We start from the raw sequence: 13337 nt of genomic DNA, 5'->3' as shown, positions 1-13337 counted from the left end.
ATATTTTTCAGCAAGTCGGGAAATAACTGAGAGATTGAGCATGGACAGCACCAGGTGGAAACGAATACAAAATAAGAATGCAGCGCCTACCTTTCCTAGTCTGGCGCTGTCCTCCCTATAATCGCCGACCTTGTTACTACTGCCCCGTTGGGGCTTATCCTGCCATCAAGCTGTGGCCTCACCAGTCACAGCTAATGGGTCACACTCTTGATGTCTGGCTTAAGCATGAAGAATCACACCGAGTTAAAGCAAGAGAAAGGACTGAAATCCGGCGAGGCCGAATCCCTCGGCCCAGTAAAGGAAGAAAATGCCGAATTATTTCGGCAAAAGCTGTGGTCGCGTTCCGGCTTTCTGGTTCGACGTCTGAACCAAATCCATTACGCCATGTTCTACGAAGAATGCAAAAGCGATATCACCCCTGTCCAGCACGGGGTACTGTCCGTCTTGATGGGCTCACCCTGGCTAGACCAAACTACCATAGGCTATGAGCTTGGTCTGGACCGCACGACCTCCGCAGAAGTTATCCGCCGTCTGGAAGAAAAAGGACTGCTGGGACGACGCGTCAACCCTGATGACCGCCGCTCGCGCCAAACCTACATTACCGAGGCCGGCCTGGCCGTCATGCAAGGACTGAGCGCTGGCATGAACAAGGCACAGGAACGTCTGCTGGACCCACTGACGGCAAAGCAACGTCAGGTATTCATGGATATGCTGACCCGCATTGTGGAGCACAACAATCAATATGGGCGCGCTGCCCTGAGGAATATGTAGTCTGATCGTAAATTTGAGCAAAACCCCGATATAGCTCACTTTTACTCCAGCCTTTATTCACCCTGCGCCCCCTCTTCCACAAAGTCGCTACGCAAAATGCCATGCCGCTGCAACTTGTCGTAAAAGGTTTTGCGCGGGATACGCAAGTCCTGCAAGGTCGCCTTGATATCGCCACGATGGCGTGCCAGCGCCTGACGTATCTGCTGCGACTCGAACTGCTCCATGCGGGCGGGCAGGCTCAAGTCCTCGTTTTCCAGCTCCTTGATCTCCGGGTGCTGCACACCCAGCACTTCACGTTGCGCAAAGTGTGCCAGCTCGCGCACATTGCCCGGCCAGTGATGTGACTGCATATAGGCCAGACTGCGCGCATCGGGCATCTTTTGCGGCATACCGTACTTCTTGGCAGCCAGCGCCGCAAAGTGAGCGAACAGCATGGGGATATCCTCCTTGCGCTCCCGCAAAGGCGGCAAGCGCAAGGTGACCACGTTGAGTCGGTAATACAAATCGGCGCGGAAATTCGCACGCTGGGCAGGGTCGGACAAATCCACCTTGCTGGCGGCAACGACGCGGATATCTACCGGATGCTCTTCGTTGGAACCCAAAGGAGTTACGCAACGGGTTTCCAGCACACGCAGCAAGCGCACCTGTGCAATCATGGGCATGCTTTCGATTTCATCCAGAAACAGCGTGCCACAGTGTGCATGTTCAACACTGCCTACACGTCTGCGCTGCGCGCCCGTGAATGCTCCGGCTTCGTGGCCGAACAGCTCGCTTTCAATAATGGTTTCAGGCAAGGCACCACAGTTCAACGCTACAAAACGATGCTGTGCTCGGGCGCTCCAGCGGTGCAGCAACATGGCCACCACTTCCTTGCCTGTGCCGGTTTCCCCTTCCACCAGCACATCCACATCGGACTGTGCCAGATGCCGCAAGGTAGTGCGTAAATTGACCATGACCTCGGAATTACCCAGGAGCGCCGGGCCTTGGCCGTCCTCGTCCAGTTCTTCGCGCAAGGCACGGTTTTGCAAAACCAGACTGCGCTGCATGGCGGCATGACGTATTACCGTCAGCAGGCGTTCGGCCTGATAGGGCTTGGTCAGAAAATCAAAGGCGCCATCGTGCATGGCCTGTACGGCCATATCAATATCACCGTGGCCGGTAATCAGCACGACGGGCTGCTCGGGATCGCGAGCATGCAAGGCTTGCATCAGCGCCAGACCATCCATGCCCGGCATGCGAATGTCCGTCACCACCACACCCGGATAATCCTTGGGCAAGCGACTCAGGGCCTCCTGCCCGCTGGCACAGGCCACCACCTTCAGGCCCGCCAGTTCCAGACTTTGCACCACGGCGGCACGCAAGTCCGCATCATCATCAACAAACGCGACTTCCATTCTTATCTCTCTCCCTGGCCCAGCTCGCTATCGGCATTGCGCAGCACGATATGGAACGTGGCGCCACCCAGGCGCGAAGGCCCTTCTTCCAAACGGCCACCCAGGGCCGCCACAATATCGTGCGAGATCACCAGCCCCAAGCCCACACCTTGGCGACGGCTGGAGCTAAAGGGCGTAAACAGGCGTTGGCGGATTTCCGCACTCAGGCCGGGGCCGTTGTCGGAAACAACAATGCGCACATGCTGCTGCTCGCTCATGACTTCTATACGAATACGCCCTTGACGGCTCCCATCCAGAGCATCGAGCGCATTACGCAGTAAATTCACCAGAACCTGCTCCAGACGTACCGGCAAGGCCCATACACGCACAGACTCGTTCACGCCCTCCAGTTCCAGGCCCACACCTTGGGCCCGCGCCCTGTGCTCCAGCAATTGCCAGGCGCTATCCACAGCCGAACGAACCCGTACCGGGCCTTCCTGTTCCTGGGGCTTGCGGGCGTAATGACACAGTTGGGAGGTAATACTGCCAATGCGTTGGGTCAGCGTCTGGATGCGGGACAGGTTCTGCCGTGCCGTTTCCGTCTGGCCCTGATCCAGCAAGCGCAAAGTGTTGTCCGCATAGACTTCAATCGCCGCGACAGGCTGGTTGATCTCGTGAGCCACCCCGGCCGTCACCTGCCCCAGAAAGGACAGCTTCTCGGCCTGCTCCAACTGCTCACGCAGATCACGCGCACGCGTACGGGCTTCTTGCAGGGCCTGCATCTCCTGCTCCAGGCGACGACGCGCCACCTGCAACTGAGCCGTCCGGGACTCTACCGCTTCTTCCAGCGCATCACGCAGTAGCTCCTGACGCGCCTGTGCTTCCCGGCGCTGTTGATTGCGTTGCAGGGCCAAGGCCGTCAGTACCAGCGCTGCACATAACAACCCCATCACCGTCAGACGGGATTGAAAGGCCTGGGTCTGCAATGCAGCATCCATGGGAGCCATCGCGTGCAAAACCCAATCACTGCCTGCGACAGGCTGCTGCACATGCAAAAAGCGCTCCTGCCCCAATGTCCAGAAGGAGGCCCGTTCGCCGGAATCCGACATATTCAAGCCCACTGACTCCAAGGGCTCATTACCAAACTGCTGACTGGCCCGCAGCTTGACCAGTTGCTCGGGCGCGGCTTGATCCAGACTATGCAAACGCCAGTCCGGTTCACCGCTTAGCAAGATCACGCCATTGGGATCGCTTACAAACATGCGATCGCCATAACCTTCCCATTCTTTTTCCAGCAGATCGAATACCAGCTTGATGACGACCACACCAACCGGCTTGCCGTCCTGATCTTGCACCATGCGTGAAATGTACAAACCTGCCTTGCCGCTGGCAGTCCCCAAGGCAAAGTATTCCGCATGCCCCTGCTCCAGGGCTTTGGTGAAGTAAGGGCGGAAACCGTAGTGATTGCCCACGAAGCTGTCGGGCTCCTGCCAGTTACTGGACACCAGCGTCTGCGAATGAATATCCAGCAGGTACAGAACAGGAGCGCCCGTATCTTCGGCCAATTGCTGGAACTTGCGATTCAAAGCCTCGGCATCACCATAGGCAGGATTGCCCATCAGGTATTGGCGCAGAGCCTCGTCCTGTGCAAGAGCAAAGGACAAGGTGCGAAATTTGTCTCGGATCGTCCTGATCCAGCCCGCATTGCCGCGCATCAAGGAATCAAGCCGCTGCTCGCTTTGTGCCAGCAAGCGAGCCGTCCCCAAATCGGCCGAACGCCAGAAGGCAAACAGCCCCAGCACGACGGCCAAGCCCAGCAGCAGCAACCATTCGAGCCTGAAGCGCCGCCGCATGCCCGAAGAAACCGGAATGGAGTTCATGAAACCTGTGCGAAATATCGCCAAAAATTAGTAATAGCTGTGCGGATTTTCGCACACATAAGCAGATAGCGGGGAAGTCTCCTGTCCGCAAGCCGCTTATTTACTGGTTTTCTGCCGGCGAACAGATTGGCACGGATGTTGCTTTAGTCATGAGCTTATGGGCCGGGACAAGGATTCCGGCGAGCTTAAACCGCCTGCCCACACACAATTCCAAGCAGGCCACCAGCTGACTGCCAGGTCGGCTACATCAAGTCACGGAGACGACATCATGATGGATATAAGCACAGGAGACCGTTCGGTACCGCAGATCGTCAAAATCAAGTGGTATCGAATTTTGTACGTACAGGTCATCATCGCCATCACTATCGGGATTTTGCTGGGCCATTTTTACCCCTCGCTGGGCGAAAGCATGAAGCCTTTGGGCGATGCCTTCATCAAGCTGGTCAAAATGATTATTGCGCCCGTCATTTTCCTGACGGTAGCCACCGGCATTGCCGCCATGACAGACCTGCAAAAAGTGGGCCGTGTGGTGGGCAAGGCCATGATTTACTTTCTGACTTTCTCCACGCTGGCCCTGATTGTAGGCTTGGTGGTCAGCAATATCGTGCAGCCCGGCCATGGCATGAACATTGACCCCAGCACCCTGGACCCCAGCTCTATCCAGGGCTACGTGCAGCAAGCCCATGACAGCACGCTGACGGGCTTTTTGATGAACATCATCCCTGCCACCCTGATCAGCCCCTTTACCGGCGGCGACATCCTGCAGGTGCTGTTTGTGGCCGTGCTGTTTGGTATTGCCCTGGCCGCTGTGGGCGATCACGGCAAACCCGTGCTGAAACTGCTGCAAGCCTTGATGACGCCTGTTTTCAAGCTGGTTGCCATCCTGATGAAAGCCGCTCCCATCGGGGCCTTCGGTGCCATCTCTTTCACCATCGGCAAATACGGGATTGAATCCGTGTCCAGCCTGGCGCTGCTGGTGGTGACTTTCTACGTCACCTCCGTGCTTTTTGTGCTGATCATTCTGGGTGCCGTGGCCCGCTACAACGGCTTTTCCATCACCAAGCTGATCCGCTACATTCGTGAAGAACTGCTGCTGGTGCTGGGGACCAGCTCCTCGGAAGCGGCTTTGCCTACCTTGATGCAGAAGATGGAACGCGCCGGGTGTGCAAAATCGGTTGTGGGCCTGGTTGTACCTACCGGCTACTCCTTCAACCTGGACGGCACCAATATCTACATGACCATGGCGGCCCTGTTCATCGCCCAGGCTTGTGATATTCCACTGACCTTGCAGCAGCAGGTTCTGCTATTGCTGGTTGCCATGCTCAGCTCCAAAGGCGCGGCGGGTGTGACGGGGGCCGGTTTCATTACCTTGGCGGCTACCCTGTCCGTAGTGCCTTCAGTGCCTATCGCTGGCATGACTCTGATCCTGGGGATTGACCGCTTCATGTCCGAATGCCGTGCGCTGACCAATCTGGTGGGCAATGCGGTTGCCACCATTGTGGTTGCCCGCTGGGAAGGCGAACTGGATGCCGATCAACTCAACAGCGCCATGAATGGCGAGCTGCCACCGCTGGATACCAGCGTCACCTTGCATCAGCGCGGTGAAATGGAGATTCCCGCACAAGAGGCCAGCGAGCCACGTGCGACCGTTGCTGCCTGATTCAGGTACTTAATAAGAAAGGCCGGTTTTCAATTGAGAACCGGCCTTTTGCTTGTCTGCATGTTCTGACCAAGCTGCTCCCGCTCGTATTGCTTTGGGCAGGTCGTTAGCGACTCAGTCAGACAGAAGGAAACTGCACAATCTCGCTGTCTGGCGTCCAGGCAGGGTATTTATCCATGATGCTCAGGAACAAAGGGCTGGACTGAAAGTTCAGCAACCAGGTCGACAAGGCCGTCCAAGGCTGCGCATCAAACCAGCCCCTGTTCACTTGTGCGAATTGCCGCACAAAGGGGGCAATCGCCAAATCTGCCAGACAAGGACGCTGTCCCATCAGGTAGCCCTGCTGTTCAATGCGGGCATTCAGGCCCATCAATAATTCACTGGCTTGGGCTCTATGCAGGGCCGAAAAACTGGCTGCATCCGTGAATTGTTCATCCTCGGTATGGCGATCCGGGTATTTATAGCAATCCAGATGCCGCTTGAAAGGCCCGTCATTGGCCGCAATCAGGGCCAGCATTTGCTCGACATCGCCCTGCTCAGGCTGCAAATACTGCTTGGGATCTTGAATCGCCAAAGCCCAACGCATGATGTCCAGGCTTTCATCAATAACCTTGCCATCGGGCAAGACCAGCACCGGGACGGTGGCTTTGGGAGAGGCCAGGCGCAGGGCCTCGGGTTTGTCGCGCAGTACGACTTCGCGCAACTGACAAGTTACGCCGCTGGCCGCAATAGCCAGCCGTGCCCGCATGGCATAGGGGCAACGGCGAAAGGAATACAAAATGGGCAGATCAGATAAGGACATGCTCAATCCCGTTAAAAAGCCGCGCCACAGGCACGGACTTAAAGCGCTGGCGTTTATGCAAAGCGCCCTTCTGTAGCAGAAGGGCGGACTATAAACGACGCAGCGCCAGAATCAAGCTAGTAGAGGTAACACAGTGGCCCGATCAGGGCTAGGCGTCCTTGCCTTGCTGAGCCAGCAGGCGTTGCTCTTCCGCCTTGCGGCGGGCGGCTTCACGGCGCTCGGTCAACTCGTCCATGCTGACGCCAATGTGACGCTCTTCACGCTCGCGCGCCAAAGCCACTTGCTTTTGACGCTCACGGAAACGCTCGATCTGCTCGGGGGAACTGTGGCCGTGGCAGTAGGGACAGCTGACGCCTTCTTCGAACTGGGGCGAGGCTTTTTCCTCTTCGCTGATAGGCATGCGACAGGCACGGCAGAAATCATAATCGCCGGGTTCCAGACCGTGACGCACCGATACGCGCTCGTCGAACACAAAGCAGTCACCATCCCACAGGCTTTCTGCGGCTGGAATCTCTTCCAGATATTTCAGAATGCCGCCTTGCAGGTGGTAAACCTGATCAAAGCCTTGCGAACGCATGAAGGCTGTGGATTTTTCACAGCGGATACCGCCGGTACAGAACATGGCCACGCGCGGTTTGCCATGCAAGACACCGCCTTCCTTGGACTGCTCGGCCACCCACTGAGGAAACTCGGTAAAGCTTTGGGTCTTGGGGTTGATGGCACGGTTAAAAGTGCCAATACCCACTTCGTAATCGTTGCGGGTATCCACCACCACCACGTCCGGATCGCTGATCAGGGCATTCCAGTCTTCGGGAGCAACATACTCGCCCACCATTTCGGCGGTTTTCAGATCCGGTACGCCCAGGGTAACGATCTCTTTTTTCAGCTTCACCTTGAGGCGGTAAAACGGAGCCTTGTCGGCATAGGATTCTTTATGCACCAGGCCAGAAATACGTGGATCGGAGTTCAGATATGCCAAGACGGCACGAATACCCTCCTGAGGGCCGGCAATCGTGCCGTTAATCCCTTCGCGCGCCAGCAACAGCGTGCCCTTGACCTCGTGCTGCTCGCAAAAAGCAAACAAGGGGTCGCGCATTTGGGCGAAATCGGGCAATTCCACGAACTTATATAAAGCCGCGATCAGGTAGGTAGACATAGGTAAACGAATTCTCTGGATAGAAGCGGTGGCGCAGCCCGCAGGCGGTAGGACAGCGTAGGCCGTCGTACACTATACGCGACTGATACCCCTTGGGCCTTTGACGCCCGTCAAAAAAATAGGGCGGGCCGGGGATTCAACTTTAAAATCATAACGCTAAAGCCGTCAGGCCGCATCTGGCCCCGGTCCCTGTTTCACTTTGCACGAGAGCTATGGATTCCGTAACACAAGCAGTCCTCGGTGCCAGCATCTGCGGCTCCCTCCTCGGGCGGCAGTATGGCCGCAAGGCGGTCCTGTCCGGTGCCATCATCGCCACCCTGCCCGATCTGGATGTCTTCATTCAATATGGGGACCCGATTACCTCCATGGTCAGTCATCGGGGTTTCTCGCACTCTTTGTTTGTGTTGAGCGCGGCAGGCATCCTGGTCACCCTTTTATGGCGACTGCTGTTTCCACAAGCACGTGCCTCTGCGGGGAGGCTGGGGCTGGCGGTCTGGCTGGCGCTGATTACCCACCCTCTTCTGGATGCCTTTACCAGTTACGGAACGCAATTGCTGTGGCCTTTGGCCGCTACCCCGGCAACCTGGTCCAGCATCTTCATTATTGACCCGCTCTATACCGTGCCCTTACTGATCGCCACGATCATAGGCTTGATTCGTGGGCCGGTACCCGCAACGATACGGGCCTGCAACTGGGCCTTGCTCTTGAGCAGCCTGTATCTGGCAGCCTCGGTAGGTGCCAAGTTCTGGGCCGAGCAACAGGCAACCGCACAGCTCAAACAAGAGCAGGTGGAAATCGCGCGGGTATACTCCGCCGCCCAACCCATGAACATCCTGCTCTGGCGTGTACTGGTGCGCGACACACAGGACCGGGAATGCGAAGTCATGGTGGGCCTGCTGGACCGGCTGCGTGCACCCAAGGGGCATCAATACGAATCCCTGTGCCTGCCCGTTCATAGCGACTACACCCAGCTGTTCCCCCCCTTGAAACAGCTGGAGCAACTGCGCTGGTTTTCGGACGATTGGCTGCGCTACGACATCATCGATGACCTGCTGGTGGTCAGTGATATACGCATGAGCCTGGGCCCTGGCCAGTACAGTTTCCGCTTTGTCGTAGCCGAACGCATTGCCGACGACACCTGGTTGCCGGTGATTCCGTATCGTTGGGCCAGTGGCCACAATATTGCTTTGCTAAAGCCCGTTCTGCGTCGTATTTGGGAGCCGACTCCACCGCTACCGCTACAAGAATGGGCCAAACGCATTGATGCCGGCGTGCCTATTCCCAGGGCAAGCCCAGACTTCCAGGACATGGATTAAGCAAGGCCAAAAACCAGAGACGGAGACGGGCCTGTGCAGGGTGGGCATAGCCAACTGTTGCTAGCCCGCCCGGCCGCGTGTAGCACGCACTCCTGAAACATAAGGTCCTAGCTTGATACAAAATACGAAGTGGTGAAGCTATAAAATTGCGTCCTGCCCGATAGGGGTTTTAACGTATTGCCAACGCATCAAAAGCACCAATCACTTTCATCATGAATTTAAAAAAACTATCTGTTTTCGCCACGCTGGGCCTTTGCATCGCTATTGCGGGCTGCAACAGCGAAGAAGCGACAGAAGCACCATCTCAAGCGGTCTCGTCCGAGCAAGGCTTTATCCAGAAATACAATGCCTATGTTGAAGTCGCCAATAGCTTGCATACGCCTTTCTACCGTGCGCTTTCCGATTATCAAACCGTCTACGAGCCTGCCGTGCGCTCGGGCAAGAAACTGGATAACTATTCCGTTGTTTCACTGGTAAGCATCAAGAACACCCAGGAAAAACTGAAATCCGCCTTGGCACTGGAAGCCAACATGCCGGAAATAGATGGACCAGCAAAGCAGTTTGATGACTCCTTGACCAAGCTGGCACCTCTCAATTCCGAGTTGAACAACTATGCCGAATCAAAAGAGTTTCTGACGGATGGCGGCAAAAAGGCAGCCGACAATAACGAGGCGTTCGTCAGCGCCCTGACAGAAGTCGTACAGGCAGAGGCTGCATTTCTCCAAGGTATTCAGAAACAGGATGAGATAAACATCCAGACCTCTTTCGATAAAGCTCCCAAGGACTCAATGGAGCATTACCGTTTGGGTGCCGTGCTGTTCAGCAAGCAGGCCATGAACAAGGTCGATGCTATTTTCGAGCAGCAGGGAGCAAAAGAGAGCATTCCCCCCTTCCAGGAAAGTCTTGACCAGGCAGCCGCGATGATCAGCAACTGGGATAAAAAATTCAAGGAAGAAACGCCACAAGGATGCCCAAGAATCATGTCGAAGATGAATGAATTCCTGGCTCAGGGCAGAAGCGTCATCCAGCATGCCTCTGAAGGCAATTACGTACCTCAGCAAGGCTCGATCAGCTGGCAGATCAATAACCCCATAAAAAATGACGCCAGCAGCTTGCAATTGAAATTCAATGCAATGATCGGGGCGCTTAACTATCCCCGCTGCTAATGGCGCCCAGAGACTGAGCTTGAAGCCGTAAATCTGGCGTCAGGCTCCAGTCTCAATGCAGGCAGTCATGCCGGCTCTGGCCGGCACGCTTTGTATTGAAGCGACCTACACAATCAGCACCCACGCTGCGCCTTTGGCTTAGTGCCTCCGAGGGGGCTTTTTACCGGGGGCGCCAAGCTTTGGGGCAGCACGGCGACAAAAAAAACCCTGGACGATTACGTCCAGGGTTTAAATTTACCCACTACGGTCACTACAAAATGACACCCGGCGCTCTGTCAAACCCGAGGATCACAAACAAGCCTTACTTCAGCATCCCTTCAACACGCTGGCGCAAGGCCGGGTCCTGCTGAATCGCCAGACTGATACCGTTGTAGTCCGCCAGATCCATGCCATTAGCACTGACCACGCCTACCAGGCGCTGGTCGGCTTCCTGAACAATAGCCTGACGCTCTGCATCACTTTTGGCCGCATCCAGACGCGGCTGATATTCCGAAGCAGTTTGAGCGACCTTCTTGTAGGTGCGCGCATATTGCTCCAGCTGAGAATCCGTAGGTTTAACGACCTGGGTGGCAGCAGGGGCTGCCGAGTTGGCCGGAGCCGCATTGCCCTGGGCCATCGCAAAAGGGCTGTACATGCCAAATGCGACTGCGGTAGCAGCAAGAAAAGCTTTAACTGAGGGCTGCATGGATAGAACCTCCTAAACAGAGTCAATGAACGACCATCATGACAAGAGCGGCAGCAGCTTACAAGTTTCTCAATGTAGTTTCGTGTATCTGCATGCCACCCTTCCCGTTACAGACTTCAGTCGCGCGAGTAAGGACGTCCGTTAAAGTCCACGGTTACCAAATTGCCGTCCATCTGGCCCATGCCGGGTGAATTGGCGGGCATGCCTGGCGCGGCCACTCCACGCACACTGCCATCATTCATCATGCGTTTGACGACCTTGGCAGGCACATGGCCTTCAATCAATTGCCCCGTCTCTTCAATCATCGCGGTGTGGCAGGACGCCAGGTTCTCCGGCACTCTCAAAAGCCGCTTCACGTCTTGAATCTTCACGACCTTGACCTCTTTGACCTCAAAGCCTTCATCGCGCATGTGCTGTGCCCAGCCCCCACAACAACCACAGTTAGGATCCTGGTACATCGTAATAACGGGACCCTCTGCCAACGCCATGGAACTGAAGGCCATCAGGCTGGCCGTCAACAATAAAGGTTTAATCACAATTACATTCCTGTTTTGCAGCGCCACGGCGCTCTGGTTGACACTCTCATGCACTTGACTAAGACTAGGCACTCGCAAAAAAGTTTAACAAAACACACTAATCCGTCCTGATCCGCCATGAGTCTTGATTCCGTCAAACAGTTTTTTAACGAACACGCTGCCGATATTCAGGTAATTGAAACCACCGAAAGCACAGCCACCGTCGTGCTGGCTGCGCAAGTGCACCAAGTCGAGCCGGGACAAATTGCCAAGACGCTTAGCTTGAAAGTGGGCGATAAAGTAGTGCTGCTGGTCGCTCGAGGTGATGCCCGTCTGGACAACAAGAAGCTGCGTACCGCCTTCGGTACGCGCGTAAAAATGCTGGACCTGGAAAGCACCGAAGCCTTGACGGGTCACCCGGTTGGCGGGGTCTGCCCCTTTGGTCTGGCTACCCCGCTGGAGATTTACTGCGATCTGTCCTTGCAGGACTACGACACGGTCTTGCCCGCAGCAGGCTCTATTAATTCTGCGGTACGCATCACCCCGCAGCGCCTGGCCGAGCTGACCAGCGCGCAATGGATTGATGTGACTCAGCCGCCCCCAGCTCAGTCCTGACCCCCACCTGCGATTGGATCAGAGGTTGACCTGCTGCCTTGTGCTCCCCAGGCACAGGCAAGCCTGCCCGTCGCTGACAGGTAAACAGATGTGTAAGTTGAATACGTACATGACCAGGCGACAAAAAACGCCATAAGAGCCCAGGGCATGGGGACGCGGCCATAAGGTATTTTCAGAAAATAAGCGGGTTCGTCCTTGCCATATCTGGTAACGAATGCCCTTTCTATCCTGATTAGGATAAGACATCGGATTTCAAATTAACTTTGTCTATCCCAGAGGAAAAAATGCCCCACCTATTATTGCTGGAGACAGATTCAGCTTTTATAAGCCTTTTTTTGGCACTGGCGCGGCAGATGAACTTTTCCGCCATCGCTGCAAATACGCCAGAAGATGTTCTGATCCGTTATCACCAGAAAACTCCTGATGCCCTGCTGTTTGGCCCCAGTGTCAGCGCCCTGCAGGCCCAGGAGTTGAGCCGTCGCATCGGACTGGATGCGGTGGAAAGCTATACCTTGCACGCCTACAGTGGCTCGACCCGGCAAGACCAGGCGCAATTGCGCACCTTGCTGGAGCAATTAAAAGCCAAGTATCAAAACGGTGCCTGTGCTTTTCAAGCCGAGCAGCATCATGACTTTGGCGAGTTTGTAGGCTGTTCCGCCCCCATGAAAAAACTCTATGAAGAAATCAGCAAAGTGGCCAGCACCGACCTGCCTGTGCTGCTGATTGGCGAGAGTGGTACCGGCAAGGAACTGGCGGCCCGGGCTATTCACCGCTGCAGCGCTCGCAAGGAGCAGGCGTATGTGCCCATCAACTGTTCAGCCATTTCAGAACAACTGATCGAAAGCGAGCTGTTCGGCCACGAAAAAGGCAGCTTTACCGGAGCCGAACGTAATCGGCAGGGCTACTTTGAACTGGCGGACCAGGGCACGCTGTTCCTGGACGAAATCACCGAAATGCCCATAGACGCCCAAACCAAGCTGCTGCGCGCATTGGAAAATGGCGAATACATGAAGGTAGGTGGCGACAAGTTGATCAAACATGATGCCCGCATCATCGCTGCGACCAATCGCCCGCCCATGCGCGCTATTGAGGACAAGAAACTGCGCGAAGATCTGTATTACCGCCTGGGGGTCTTTCCGATTCAAATCCCCCCCCTGCGTGAACGCGGCGATGATGCCGTCCTGATCGCCCAGCACTTGGTAGAACAGCTGAACCAGGAGCATCAGCAGAACCGCTCACTGAGCCTGGCCAGCATGAAGGAGATCGAGCGCTATCACTGGCCGGGCAATATACGCCAGCTACGCAATGCGGTACTGCGCAGCTATGTAATGAGCAACAGCGATCAGGTGGAAATCAATATGGAGGCCGACCCCATGGAATAAATGCTTGCCCAGTGTG

Annotated in this window: 12 protein-coding genes; 6 read left to right on the top strand and 6 right to left on the bottom strand. The window is 55.8% G+C overall.

All coding sequences use genetic code 11. From position 1 onward, the window contains the following. Window positions 1-210 precede the first annotated feature (210 nt). Window positions 211-771 (top strand): MarR family winged helix-turn-helix transcriptional regulator, encoded by a 561-nt coding sequence (locus tag M2Q46_RS15750; RefSeq protein WP_035273469.1) that lies wholly within the window; start codon window positions 211-213, stop codon window positions 769-771. Between the two features lie 53 nt (window positions 772-824). On the opposite strand, the gene M2Q46_RS15745 is transcribed toward M2Q46_RS15750, so the two are convergent. Continuing rightward, window positions 825-2165, bottom strand: coding sequence for a sigma-54 dependent transcriptional regulator (locus tag M2Q46_RS15745; RefSeq protein ID WP_302357611.1), 1341 nt, complete (start codon window positions 2163-2165; stop codon window positions 825-827). 2 nt (window positions 2166-2167) lie between these two features. Further along, window positions 2168-4024, bottom strand: coding sequence for an ATP-binding protein (locus tag M2Q46_RS15740; RefSeq protein WP_302357610.1), 1857 nt, complete (start codon window positions 4022-4024; stop codon window positions 2168-2170). A 268-nt stretch (window positions 4025-4292) separates the two neighbouring features. On the opposite strand from M2Q46_RS15740, the gene M2Q46_RS15735 reads away from it, so the two are divergent. Continuing rightward, entirely contained in the window at window positions 4293-5684 is a 1392-nt protein-coding gene (locus M2Q46_RS15735) for a dicarboxylate/amino acid:cation symporter (RefSeq protein WP_026485382.1), read from the top strand. A gap of 118 nt (window positions 5685-5802) precedes the next feature. Here M2Q46_RS15735 and M2Q46_RS15730 read toward each other — a convergent pair whose 3' ends face one another. Next, window positions 5803-6486, bottom strand: coding sequence for a glutathione S-transferase (locus M2Q46_RS15730; protein WP_060186703.1), 684 nt, complete (start codon window positions 6484-6486; stop codon window positions 5803-5805). A 148-nt stretch (window positions 6487-6634) separates the two neighbouring features. Continuing rightward, entirely contained in the window at window positions 6635-7642 is a 1008-nt protein-coding gene (locus M2Q46_RS15725; protein ID WP_022983316.1) for a rhodanese-related sulfurtransferase, read from the bottom strand. A gap of 212 nt (window positions 7643-7854) precedes the next feature. Between M2Q46_RS15725 and M2Q46_RS15720 the strand changes: the two genes are divergently transcribed. Together M2Q46_RS15720 and M2Q46_RS15715 are read left to right on the top strand one after the other, a co-directional pair. Then, window positions 7855-8958, top strand: a complete 1104-nt coding sequence (locus M2Q46_RS15720; protein ID WP_035273464.1) for a metal-dependent hydrolase — start codon at window positions 7855-7857, stop codon at window positions 8956-8958. Between the two features lie 212 nt (window positions 8959-9170). Beyond that, window positions 9171-10124 carry a DUF3829 domain-containing protein gene (locus tag M2Q46_RS15715; RefSeq protein ID WP_035273463.1) on the top strand — a complete coding sequence of 318 codons (954 nt, stop codon included), beginning with the start codon at window positions 9171-9173 and terminating at the stop codon, window positions 10122-10124. Window positions 10125-10425: 301 nt separating this feature from the next. Here M2Q46_RS15715 and M2Q46_RS15710 read toward each other — a convergent pair whose 3' ends face one another. Together M2Q46_RS15710 and M2Q46_RS15705 are read right to left on the bottom strand one after the other, a co-directional pair. Next, entirely contained in the window at window positions 10426-10809 is a 384-nt protein-coding gene (locus M2Q46_RS15710) for a DUF4168 domain-containing protein (RefSeq protein ID WP_035273462.1), read from the bottom strand. 116 nt (window positions 10810-10925) lie between these two features. Then, entirely contained in the window at window positions 10926-11345 is a 420-nt protein-coding gene (locus tag M2Q46_RS15705) for a DUF411 domain-containing protein (protein ID WP_096917395.1), read from the bottom strand. Between the two features lie 117 nt (window positions 11346-11462). On the opposite strand from M2Q46_RS15705, the gene M2Q46_RS15700 reads away from it, so the two are divergent. Both M2Q46_RS15700 and M2Q46_RS15695 read left to right on the top strand, forming a co-directional pair. Beyond that, window positions 11463-11939: a YbaK/EbsC family protein gene (locus M2Q46_RS15700; RefSeq protein WP_060186701.1), complete on the top strand. Its 477-nt coding sequence runs from the start codon at window positions 11463-11465 to the stop codon at window positions 11937-11939. Window positions 11940-12292: 353 nt separating this feature from the next. Then, window positions 12293-13321, top strand: coding sequence for a sigma-54-dependent Fis family transcriptional regulator (locus M2Q46_RS15695; protein WP_226348432.1), 1029 nt, complete (start codon window positions 12293-12295; stop codon window positions 13319-13321). Window positions 13322-13337 lie beyond the last annotated feature (16 nt).

This window comes from Alcaligenes sp. YSL9 (genome assembly GCF_030515105.1).
Taxonomy (GTDB): domain Bacteria; phylum Pseudomonadota; class Gammaproteobacteria; order Burkholderiales; family Burkholderiaceae_B; genus Alcaligenes; species Alcaligenes phenolicus.
Note: the sequence above shows the minus strand (reverse complement) of the source record. Positions and strands in the feature narration are given on the sequence as shown.